The sequence below is a fragment of the Pseudomonas entomophila genome (assembly GCF_013523165.1).
Classification (GTDB): domain Bacteria; phylum Pseudomonadota; class Gammaproteobacteria; order Pseudomonadales; family Pseudomonadaceae; genus Aquipseudomonas; species Aquipseudomonas entomophila_A.
Map to the genome: position 1 here is coordinate 119,061 of NZ_JAAMQI010000013.1, position 11,008 is coordinate 130,068.

The 11,008-nt window shown below is 58.7% G+C and carries 10 protein-coding genes, 4 tRNA genes and 2 rRNA genes; all 16 read right to left on the reverse strand.

The annotated features are described in order from the left end of the window. Window positions 1-2: 2 nt before the first annotated feature. Window positions 3-4,076 (reverse strand): DNA-directed RNA polymerase subunit beta, encoded by a 4,074-nt coding sequence (rpoB, locus tag G7Z99_RS12660; protein WP_181094260.1) that lies wholly within the window; start codon window positions 4,074-4,076, stop codon window positions 3-5. A gap of 221 nt (window positions 4,077-4,297) precedes the next feature. Continuing rightward, on the reverse strand, window positions 4,298-4,663 hold the full coding sequence (gene rplL, locus G7Z99_RS12665; protein WP_060392303.1) for a 50S ribosomal protein L7/L12: 366 nt from the start codon (window positions 4,661-4,663) through the stop codon (window positions 4,298-4,300). Between the two features lie 77 nt (window positions 4,664-4,740). Continuing rightward, a complete protein-coding gene (gene rplJ / locus G7Z99_RS12670; RefSeq protein WP_181094262.1) occupies window positions 4,741-5,241 on the reverse strand; it encodes a 50S ribosomal protein L10 in 501 nt (166 codons plus the stop codon). 199 nt (window positions 5,242-5,440) lie between these two features. Further along, on the reverse strand, window positions 5,441-6,136 hold the full coding sequence (rplA, locus tag G7Z99_RS12675; RefSeq protein WP_181094264.1) for a 50S ribosomal protein L1: 696 nt from the start codon (window positions 6,134-6,136) through the stop codon (window positions 5,441-5,443). Beyond that, on the reverse strand, window positions 6,137-6,568 hold the full coding sequence (gene rplK, locus G7Z99_RS12680) for a 50S ribosomal protein L11 (RefSeq protein WP_027915748.1): 432 nt from the start codon (window positions 6,566-6,568) through the stop codon (window positions 6,137-6,139). A gap of 119 nt (window positions 6,569-6,687) precedes the next feature. Further along, a complete protein-coding gene (nusG, locus tag G7Z99_RS12685; protein ID WP_181094266.1) occupies window positions 6,688-7,221 on the reverse strand; it encodes a transcription termination/antitermination protein NusG in 534 nt (177 codons plus the stop codon). Between the two features lie 9 nt (window positions 7,222-7,230). Beyond that, the gene (gene secE / locus G7Z99_RS12690) at window positions 7,231-7,599 is read right to left on the reverse strand and encodes a preprotein translocase subunit SecE (protein WP_181094268.1); all 369 of its coding nucleotides are present in this window, start codon (window positions 7,597-7,599) and stop codon (window positions 7,231-7,233) included. Between the two features lie 44 nt (window positions 7,600-7,643). After that, window positions 7,644-7,719: transfer RNA gene (locus G7Z99_RS12695), tRNA-Trp, on the reverse strand. Between the two features lie 231 nt (window positions 7,720-7,950). Next, window positions 7,951-8,026, reverse strand: a tRNA-Thr gene (locus G7Z99_RS12700). A gap of 25 nt (window positions 8,027-8,051) precedes the next feature. Then, window positions 8,052-8,125 (reverse strand) — tRNA-Gly (locus tag G7Z99_RS12705). Window positions 8,126-8,148: 23 nt separating this feature from the next. Continuing rightward, window positions 8,149-8,233, reverse strand: a tRNA-Tyr gene (locus tag G7Z99_RS12710). 143 nt (window positions 8,234-8,376) lie between these two features. After that, window positions 8,377-8,802, reverse strand: a complete 426-nt coding sequence (locus G7Z99_RS12715; RefSeq protein WP_181094279.1) for a hypothetical protein — start codon at window positions 8,800-8,802, stop codon at window positions 8,377-8,379. A 7-nt stretch (window positions 8,803-8,809) separates the two neighbouring features. Continuing rightward, the gene (locus G7Z99_RS12720; RefSeq protein WP_181094271.1) at window positions 8,810-9,556 is read right to left on the reverse strand and encodes a pantothenate kinase; all 747 of its coding nucleotides are present in this window, start codon (window positions 9,554-9,556) and stop codon (window positions 8,810-8,812) included. After that, the gene (gene birA / locus G7Z99_RS12725; protein WP_181094273.1) at window positions 9,546-10,505 is read right to left on the reverse strand and encodes a bifunctional biotin--[acetyl-CoA-carboxylase] ligase/biotin operon repressor BirA; all 960 of its coding nucleotides are present in this window, start codon (window positions 10,503-10,505) and stop codon (window positions 9,546-9,548) included. The genes G7Z99_RS12720 and birA overlap by 11 nt, the downstream gene beginning before the upstream one ends. A 152-nt stretch (window positions 10,506-10,657) precedes the next feature. Continuing rightward, window positions 10,658-10,773 (reverse strand): 5S ribosomal RNA (gene rrf / locus G7Z99_RS12730). A 130-nt stretch (window positions 10,774-10,903) separates the two neighbouring features. Further along, window positions 10,904-11,008 (reverse strand): 23S ribosomal RNA (locus G7Z99_RS12735); the annotation flags it as partial.

Sequence of the window (11,008 nt, forward strand, 5' to 3'; positions counted from 1 at the left end):
TGTTATTCGGTTTCCAGATCGATATCGATACCGAGCGAACGAATCTCTTTGATCAACACGTTGAAGGACTCGGGCATGCCCGGCTCCATACGGTGATCGCCATCCACGATGTTCTTGTACATCTTGGTACGGCCGTTCACGTCGTCCGACTTCACTGTGAGCATTTCTTGCAGGGTGTAGGCCGCGCCATAGGCTTCCAGCGCCCAGACTTCCATCTCCCCGAAACGCTGACCACCGAACTGCGCCTTACCACCCAGCGGCTGCTGGGTGACCAGGCTATAGGAACCAGTGGAACGCGCGTGCATCTTGTCGTCCACCAAGTGGTTCAGCTTGAGCATGTACATGTAACCCACGGTTACAGGACGCTCGAACTTGTTGCCGGTACGACCATCGAACAGCTGCATCTGACCGCTTTCTGGCAGGTCCGCCAGTTTCAGCATGGCCTTGATCTCGCTTTCCTTGGCACCGTCGAAAACAGGCGTGGCCATCGGCACACCTTTCTTCAGGTTGTTGGCCAGTGCGAGGATCTCTGCATCGGAGAACTCGTCCAGGTTTTCCTGGCGACCACCGATCTCGTTGTAGATCTCGGTCAGGAAGCCACGGATCTCGGCGGCCTGGCGCTGCTCTTCGATCATGCGGTCGATCTTCTCGCCCAGCCCCTTGGCCGCGAGGCCCAGGTGGGTTTCGAGGATCTGCCCGACGTTCATACGCGACGGTACGCCCAGCGGGTTGAGCACGACATCGACCGGCGTACCGTTGGCGTCGTGCGGCATGTCTTCGACCGGCATGATCACCGAGACCACACCCTTGTTACCGTGACGGCCAGCCATCTTGTCGCCTGGCTGGATACGACGGCGGATGGCCAGGTAGACCTTGACGATCTTCAGGACGCCCGGCGCCAAGTCATCGCCTTGCTGCAGCTTGCGCTTCTTGTCTTCGAACTTGTCGTCCAGCAGACGGCGACGATCGACGATATAGGCCTGAGCCTTCTCGAGCTGCTCGTTGAGCGCGTCTTCGGCCATGCGCAGTTTGAACCACTGACCGTGCTCCAGACCGTTCAGGACGTCGTCGCTGATCACGGTGCCCTTCTTCAGGCCCGCGCCGCCATCGACGACCTGGCCATTGAGCGCTGCACGCAGACGCTCGAAGGTCGCGCCTTCGACGATGCGGAACTCTTCGTTGAGGTCCTTGCGGATCTCGTCGAGCTGCATTTTCTCGATCGACAAGGCACGGCTGTCACGCTCGACGCCATCGCGGGTGAAGACCTGGACGTCGATGACGGTACCCTTGGTGCCGGTCGGCACGCGCAGGGAGGTGTCCTTCACGTCGCTGGCCTTCTCACCGAAGATCGCGCGCAGCAGTTTCTCTTCCGGCGTCAGCTGGGTCTCGCCTTTTGGCGTGACTTTGCCGACCAGGATGTCACCGGCACCGACTTCGGCACCGACGTACACGATACCGGCTTCGTCCAGCTTGTTCAGCGCCGCTTCACCCACGTTCGGGATGTCCGCGGTGATTTCTTCAGGGCCGAGCTTGGTGTCACGGGCCACACAGGTCAGTTCCTGGATGTGGATCGTGGTGAAGCGGTCTTCCTGGACCACGCGCTCGGACAGGCAGATGGAGTCTTCGAAGTTGAAGCCGTTCCACGCCATGAAGGCGATACGCATGTTCTGGCCCAGTGCCAGTTCACCCATGTCGGTGGACGGACCGTCGGCCATGATGTCGCCACGGCTGACCACGTCACCCTTGCTGACCAGCGGACGCTGGTTGATGCAGGTGTTCTGGTTGGAACGGGTGTACTTGGTCAGGTTGTAGATGTCCACACCGGCTTCACCGGTCTCGACTTCTGCATCCGCCACGCGAACGACGATACGGCTGGCGTCGACCGAGTCGATCACACCACCACGACGTGCGACCACGCAGACACCGGAGTCACGGGCGACGTTGCGCTCCATGCCGGTACCGACCAGCGGCTTGTCGGCACGCAGGGTCGGAACGGCCTGACGCTGCATGTTCGAGCCCATCAACGCACGGTTGGCGTCGTCGTGCTCGAGGAACGGGATCAGCGACGCGGCGACCGAGACAACCTGCTTGGGCGAGACGTCCATCAGGGTGACGTCTTCCGGCGCCTTGACGGTGAACTCGTTCAGGTGACGCACGGCCACCAGCTCGTCGATCAGCTGCTTCTGGTCGTTCATCGCGGCCGAAGCCTGGGCGATGACGTGATCGGCTTCCTCGATCGCCGACAGGAAGACGATGTCGTCGCTGACCACACCCTCTTTCACCACACGGTACGGGCTTTCCAGGAAGCCGTACTGGTTGGTGCGGGCATAGGCTGCCAGGGAGTTGATCAGACCGATGTTCGGACCTTCCGGCGTTTCGATCGGGCACACGCGGCCGTAGTGCGTCGGGTGGACGTCACGGACTTCGAAGCCTGCACGCTCACGGGTCAGACCGCCCGGGCCGAGTGCGGAGACACGACGCTTGTGGGTGATCTCCGACAGCGGGTTGTTCTGGTCCATGAACTGGGACAGCTGGCTGGAACCGAAGAACTCCTTCACCGCCGCCGCGACAGGCTTGGCGTTGATCAGGTCCTGCGGCATCAGGCCTTCGCTTTCGGCCATGGACAGACGTTCCTTGACCGCGCGCTCGACGCGCACCAGGCCTACACGGAACTGGTTCTCGGCCATCTCGCCGACGCAACGCACACGACGGTTGCCCAGGTGGTCGATGTCGTCGACGATGCCTTTGCCGTTACGGATATCGACGAGGGTCTTGAGCACCTCGACGATGTCTTCCTTGCTCAGCACGCCCGACCCTTCGATCTCGTTGCGACCGATGCGGCGGTTGAACTTCATGCGGCCGACGGCGGACAGGTCGTAACGCTCGGCACTGAAGAACAGGTTGTTGAACAGGGTCTCGGCAGCATCCTTGGTCGGCGGCTCGCCGGGACGCATCATGCGATAGATTTCGACCAGTGCCTCCAGCTGATTGCTGGTGGTGTCGATCTTCAAGGTATCGGAGATGAACGGACCGCAGTCGATGTCGTTGGTGTACAGGGTCTCGATGCGGACGACCTGTGCCTTGGCGATCTTGATCAGCAGTTCGGTGGTCAGCTCGGTGTTGCACTCGGCCAGGATCTCACCAGTGGCCGGGTGCACGATGGCCTTGGCCGTGGTACGGCCCAGGACATACTCCATCGGCACGTCCAGCTGCTTCACACCCGCCTTTTCGATCTGGTTGATGTGACGTGCAGTGATGCGACGACCCTGCTCGACGATGACCTTGCCGGTCTCGTCCAGGATGTCCATCACCGCCACTTCACCACGCAGACGCTGTGGCACCAGCTCCAGGCTCAGGTTCTCGCCGGAGATGTGGAACACGTTGGTCGTGTAGAAGGCGTTGAGGACTTCTTCGGTGCTGTAGCCCAGCGCGCGCAGCAGGACCGAAGCCGGCAGCTTGCGGCGGCGGTCGATACGCACGAAGACGCAGTCCTTGGGGTCGAACTCGAAGTCCAACCAGGAACCGCGGTAAGGGATGATGCGCGCGGAGTACAGCAGTTTGCCGGAGCTGTGAGTCTTGCCGCGGTCGTGGTCGAAGAACACGCCTGGCGAACGGTGCAGCTGGGAAACGATCACACGCTCGGTACCGTTGATAACGAAGGTACCGTTTTCAGTCATCAGGGGGATTTCACCCATGTAGACTTCTTGCTCTTTGATGTCCTTGATCGCTTTGTTCGACGATTCCTTGTCGAAGATGATCAGCCGGACTTTCACGCGCAGCGGGACGGCGAACGTCACGCCACGCAGGACACATTCCTTCACATCGAAGGCCGGCTCACCCAGACGATAGCCAACATACTCCAAGGCAGCATTGCCGGAGTAGCTGATGATCGGGAATACCGATTTGAAGGCCGCATGCAGACCGACGTCGCGGAACTGGTCCTTGGATGCTCCTGCCTGCAGGAATTCACGATACGAATCCAGCTGGATGGCCAGGAGGTAAGGCACATCCATGACGTCCGGCAACTTGCTAAAGTCCTTGCGGATACGTTTTTTCTCAGTGTATGAGTAAGCCATCAGCGTTCCCCAGCTTGGTCACCTGCTTGTTTGGCTCCTCCCGGCGGGAGCAGCCAGAAAATCGTGCAAACCCCTTGGTTTGCGCCACCGCTCTGGTGGTTACAGCGCGTTATCGGGGTCGACGTTGATCGACCAACCAATAACGGAAAAAGGCCGGTGGCAAAAGCCACCAGCCATCAGCCGTCTGCTCGACGCTCGGGCTGGAGACGCAAAGTCGATAGTTACTTGACTTCGACTTCAGCGCCTGCTTCTTCCAGCTTCTTCTTCGCGTCTTCAGCGGCTTCTTTCGAAACGCCTTCAGCGATGACCTGAGGAGCGCCGTCAACCTTTTCCTTGGCTTCTTTCAGGCCCAGGCCGGTCAGTTCACGGACAGCCTTGATCACGTTGACTTTCTTGTCGCCAGCGGCTTTCAGAACAACGTTGAACTCGGTTTGCTCTTCAACAACGGCAGCAGCGGCAGCTGGGCCAGCAGCGGCAACAGCGGCGGTCACGCCGAAGGTTTCTTCCATCGCCTTGATCAGCTCAACAACTTCCAGAACGGTTTTCTGGCCGATGGCTTCGATGATTTGCTCGTTAGTCAGGGACATGACTTAAATCCTGTATTGGGGTGACAGCCTATCCAGCCATCAAATTAAACGTATGATTTGAAAGCGCTTTCCGTGCCTTAGGCGGCGGTAGCTTCTTTCTGATCGCGAATGGCTGCCAGTGTACGTGCCAGCTTGCTGGTAGCGCCTTGGATAACGCTCATCAGCTTCGCGATAGCCTCGTCGCGCGTTGGCAGGGTAGCCAACACATCGATGTCGCCAGCGGCAATGAAATTGCCGTCGAACGCAGCTGCCTTGATCTCGAACTTGCTCTGACCCTTGGCGAACTCCTTGAACAGACGGGCAGCGGCGCCCGGGTGCTCGTTGGAGAAGGCAATCAGGGTAGGGCCGGTGAAGGTGTCGTTGAGCACACTGAATTCAGTGTCGGCAACGGCACGCTTGAGCAGGGTGTTACGTACGACACGTACGTAAACGCCAGCTTCACGAGCCTCTTTACGGAGTCCGGTCATTGCGCCTACAGTCACACCACGGGCATCAGCCACGACAGCGGACAGAGCGACTTTGGCAGCCTCGTTGACTTCAGCGACGATGGCCTTCTTGTCTTCGAGTTTAATTGCCACGGGTTTACTCCTGGTTTCTACCGTTTCATCTGGCCGAAGCCGGATGTCGTTTTGGTGTCTGATTCGATCACGAATCGGGAGCACCATCTGCGTGGGCTGGGATTTTAAGGCTTTCGCCACCTACGGTCTTGGATAGCCCCCGCCAGGCAGGGACCCCAATCTCTTGCGGCCACCGCGAACAGGTCGCGGTGGCTGGGTGTTACACGTCGAGCGAGCCTTGGTCGATGACCAGACCTGGACCCATGGTGGTGCTCAGGGTCACGCGCTTGACGTAGATACCTTTCGAGGAAGCAGGCTTGATGCGCTTGAGGTCAGCGATCAGGGCTTCAACGTTTTCCTTCAGCTTGGTGGCTTCGAAGCCGACCTTGCCAACGGAGGTGTGGATGATACCGTTCTTGTCGGTACGGTAGCGAACCTGACCGGCCTTGGCGTTCTTGACGGCAGTGGCGACGTCAGGCGTCACGGTACCGACCTTCGGGTTAGGCATCAGGCCGCGAGGACCCAGAACCTGACCCAGCTGACCGACAACGCGCATGGCATCCGGGGAAGCGATGACGACGTCGTAGCTCAGGTCGCCGCCTTTCATTTCGGCAGCCAGGTCGTCCATACCAACGCGGTCTGCGCCGGCAGCCAGAGCGGCTTCAGCAGCCGGGCCCTGGGTGAAGACAGCTACGCGAACGGTCTTGCCAGTGCCGTGTGGCAGCACGGTAGCGCTACGAACGACCTGGTCGGATTTACGTGGGTCAACGCCGAGGTTGACGGCAACGTCGAAGGATTCGGTGAACTTCACGGCGGACAGTTCAGCCAGCAGGCTTGCTGCTTCTTCGAAGTTGTAAGCCTTGCCCGCTTCGACTTTCGAAGCGATGGCCTTTTGGCGCTTGGTCAGCTTAGCCATTTACACACCCTCCACGTTGAGGCCCATGCTGCGAGCAGAACCGGCGATGGTGCGCACGGCTGCGTCCAGGTCAGCGGAAGTCAGATCGGCCTGCTTGGCCTTGGCGATCTCTTCCAGCTGGGCACGGGTCACGGTACCGACCTTGACGGTGTTCGGACGCGCCGAACCGCTGGTCAGGCCAGCTGCTTTCTTCAGCAGAACCGAGGCAGGGGTGCTCTTGGTCTCGAAGGTGAAGCTGCGGTCACTGTAGACAGTGATGATCACGGGCGTCGGCAGGCCGGCTTCTTGACCCTGAGTACGGGCGTTGAAGGCCTTGCAGAATTCCATGATGTTCACGCCGTGCTGACCCAGTGCTGGGCCGACGGGTGGGCTTGGGTTGGCCTGGCCGGCCTTAACTTGCAGCTTGATGTAAGCCTGAATCTTCTTAGCCATGAGCTACTCCAATATCGGGTACGAACGCCTGTTGGCTCCCCGGATGACTTGCGTTTTATCCCAGTGACGACAAAACCCCGCAGCACTATGGGCTGCGGGGTATGGGATGCTGCGTTCGGTTAGACCTTCTCGACCTGACCGAACTCGAGCTCCACCGGGGTGGAGCGACCGAAAATAAGCACAGCCACGGTGAGCCGGTTCTTTTCGTAATTGACTTCTTCGACGCTGCCGGTGAAATCGGCGAACGGGCCGTCGTTGACGCGCACCGACTCGCCCACTTCGAACAACGTCTTGGGCTTCGGCTTGTCGGTGCCATCGGCAACACGACGCAGGATGGCCTCGGCCTCACGATCGGTGATGGGCGCAGGCTTGTCCGCGGTACCGCCGATGAAACCCATGACGCGCGGCGTGTCCTTGACCAAGTGCCAAGTGCCTTCGTTCATTTCCATCTGGACCAGCACGTAGCCAGGGAAGAACTTACGCTCGCTCTTGCGCTTCTGGCCATTGCGCATCTCGACCACTTCTTCGGTCGGGACCAGAATTTCGCCAAAGCCGTCTTCCATCTCGTGCAGCTTCACACGCTCAGTCAGAGAGCGCATCACATGCTTCTCGTAACCCGAGTGAGCATGCACAACGTACCAACGCTTAGCCACGGGACACCCTTAGCCAACAATCAAGGAAACCAACCAGCCGAGCAGGGAATCGAGCCCCCACAACAGCAACGCCATGACCAACACGACAACCACGACGATTAGCGTGGTCTGAGTGGTCTCTTGGCGGGTTGGCCACACGACTTTACGAATCTCGGTACGTGCTTCCTTCGCCAGCGTGAAGAACGCCTTGCCTTTGGCGGTCTGCAGGGCAACGAAGCCCGCCACAGCAGCCAGAGCAAGAAGTGCTAGAACGCGATACAGGATCGGCGCAGCAGAATAGTACTGATTGCCAACGACGCCAATGACGACCAATGCAACAACAGCCAGCCACTTGAAAAGGTCAAAACGCGATTCTTGGGCTTCAGTTTTGGTGGTCATCGAGGAGGATCCTGTGAGAAGAAAGCCAATCACACCGAGGTGAATGGCAGGTCAGGAGGGAATCGAACCCCCAACCTACGGTTTTGGAGACCGTCGCTCTGCCAATTGAGCTACTGACCTTTAACACTGTATCAGGCCGACCATTATGCTGACCTGACTGAGAGAAATCAACTACTTATTCAGTAGCCTTGCTGCGGCGCAACGTGGCGTCGATCGGGCGACAACACCTGCACGAGTGCGCGACACATGTGGCTAGTCATGACAACCGCGGAGCTGGCCCCGCGCACAACATAACTAAACCACTACAACCATTAAAACAAAGGCAGATATTTTCATATCTGCCTTGTTATATGGAGCTCTTGAGCGGACTTGAACCGCTGACCTCACCCTTACCAAGGGTGTGCTCTACCAACTGAGCTACAAGAGCGTAACACTTGCAAAAACAGCAAACTTGGAGCGGGTAGCGGGAATCGAACCCGCATCATCAGCTTGGAAGGCTGAGGTTCTACCACTAAACTATACCCGCGGAGCTTGCAGCTCTCGCTAAAATGGTGGAGGGGGAAGGATTCGAACCTTCGAAGTCGAAGACGTCAGATTTACAGTCTGATCCCTTTGGCCGCTCGGGAACCCCTCCTGAGCGTGGGCGGCATTTTCAACTCTTGCCGTCCTACTGTCAAGCTTTTTCTCATTTAAATCTTGAGGTTAGCTCATTTGACAGCAGCTTCTGGTTGACCACCTAAGTGATGTTCCCTGTGAAGCGGGCGCCATTCTATCAAGCTATTCAGCAGTTGCAATACCCCTGCACAAAATAATTTTCTGTTTTAAGTCATTGAAATCCATCGAAAGACTGCTCAGCACGGCCGAGTCCAGCAATCGTTCGCTCTGGGGGTCGATTTTCAGCCACAAGCCGTCGGCCCCCGGTAATTGACCCTGTACGGGCGTGCTGGCCACATCAAGGCTCAGCAATCGCTGCCTCAGGGCATCGAGACGGGCTTGCTGTGCGAAGCCACCGACCACCATGCACTCGTCCGGACGCCGCGCAGTGGGTGCCTTGTTCATTTCGCGCAACAATTGGATCTCGCGCTGCGACCCTTTGTAGAGCGACAACGAGGTCACCTCCTTGATCTTGAGAGGAGCCTGTTGCTGATGCCAGACGTAGTACACCCCGTTCAGGACGAGCAGTAGCATGAATAACCAGCGCATCATCACCTCAGCCTAATGGGCAGGCCATGGCCAGCCCCACGAATACCAGGTCAGGGACCAGGCGCGCCTGGGGCGCGATTTCCTGAACCAGGGGCGCATCGCCTCCAGTCAGGAAGATGGTGCACCCCTCTCCCCAGCGTGCCTGCGCGCTCTCTATCTGACCCCTGGCGAACCCTTGCATCATCAGCACGCAGCCGCGCTCGACGGCCTCCACGGTCGAACGACCCGGGCTCAGGTCTTCCAGGGCTCGCTCCGCTGAAGCATCGTCGTACCGGATCTGACGTGTGTGAGTACGCAGCTGCCGGCGCATTAGCGGCATGCCTGGACAGATGTAGCCGCCCAGGTGCTGGCCCTGCGCGTCGACGAAGTCCGCCTTGGCGGCGGTACCAAAATCCAGCACGAGGCAGGCGCCCTTGGCGAGGTGAAAACCGGCCAGCGCACCCAGCCACCGATCCAGCCCCAATCGCTGATAGTCGATGTAGCCATTGCGTACGCCTGCCAGATGCTGTGCGGGCTTGACGGTGTGCGGCACGACGCCGAAGGCATCGGTCAACAGCGCGCACAAGGCGGCCGTTTCGTCCTGGCTGCGCACACTGACGAGACGGCAGGCCTGGAAGCTCACGTTCAATGCCTGCACAGCGCTCAACAGCGCCTGGTCGGTCTCGACGAAACCGCCCTGCACGACGTCAGCCGTATCGACGCGGATGGCGCGCCATTTGATGAAGCTGTTCCCACAATCGAGCTCAAGTATCATGCTTCAACCTCAGACTGAGCTCCCCGCCACTGAAACTCTTCTCCGCACCGTCGACGTTCAGGCGCAATCCTCCCTGATCATCGACACCCATGACGATCCCATCAATGGTTTGAACACCTGCAATCAGCGACACTGCCTGGCCTTGCCACAGGTTGGCTTGCTCCCAGGCTTCCTTGAAAGCGCTGAAACCTTGCACGGCGTGACGTTGCAGCTCGCCATGAAGCTGACGATTGAGTTGAGCGACCAGGACATTTCTGTCCAGGGGGTTGCCTGTCTCGTTCCTGACGGAAGTCCACTGCTGAGTGACGCTGTCGTTCTCCTGCATGTTGACGTTGATACCGATGCCTATCACGACATGGCATACATCTGCAGGATCGCCCACCAGCTCGAGAAGGATGCCTGCGATCTTTTGGTGACCGACCAACACATCGTTCGGCCATTTCAACCCGGCCTTCGTGACGCCCATGTCGCGCAGGACACGCATGACGGCCAACCCCACGACCAGGCTCAGACCTTCCAGCTGTCTCATGCCCCCTTCGATACGCAGCACAAGACTGTAGTACACGTTCTCGGCGAAAGGACTGATCCACTGACGGCCTCGACGGCCACGCCCTGCGCTCTGGCGTTCAGCCAAGACCAGGAAAGGCGCAGGCGTGCCACGTGCAAGATCACGCAATGCCTGCGCATTGGTCGAATCGAGTGCCTCGTGCACCGACACCGGCCACGCATCCGGCTGGGAGTGCTGCTGGATGACGGCAGGATCGAGCAGGGTGAGCGCAGTGGCCAATTGATAACCACGGCCCCGGACCTTGTGTACCGTGACACCGAGCTCACTCTCCAGGTGCTGCAGCTGCTTCCAGACAGCGGTCCGGCTCACGCCCAATGCAAGACCCAGGTCCTGCCCTGAATGGAAGCGGCCATCCTTGAGGAGATTCAACAACTTCAGCATGCCCGTCTCGACTTGAAATGAGGCTGGCATCATAGCCATGCACCCCTCGGTTGCATAGGAAAAGGCAGGACGTCCAACCACGTGACGGTTTCAGAACGCAGAAAAGACAAAACCCCTACCTGCATGCGCAGATAGGGGTTTTGCGAAATGAATCTTGGCGATGACCTACTCTCACATGGGGAAACCCCACACTACCATCGGCGATGCATCGTTTCACTACTGAGTTCGGGAAGGGATCAGGTGGTTCCAATGCTCTATGGTCGCCAAGAAATTCTGTAGCCGGTCCGTCGTGATCGACGTGCCAGCAGATTCGGACATGTGATATGTGTGTGTTCGCGAACTTTCGGTTCGTGTGTCTTCACACCCAACCTGCGCGTGGCAGATTGCTTGGGTGTTATATGGTCAAGCCTCACGGGCAATTAGTATTGGTTAGCTCAACGCCTCACAGCGCTTACACACCCAACCTATCAACGTCGTAGTCTTCGACGGCCCTTTAGGGGATT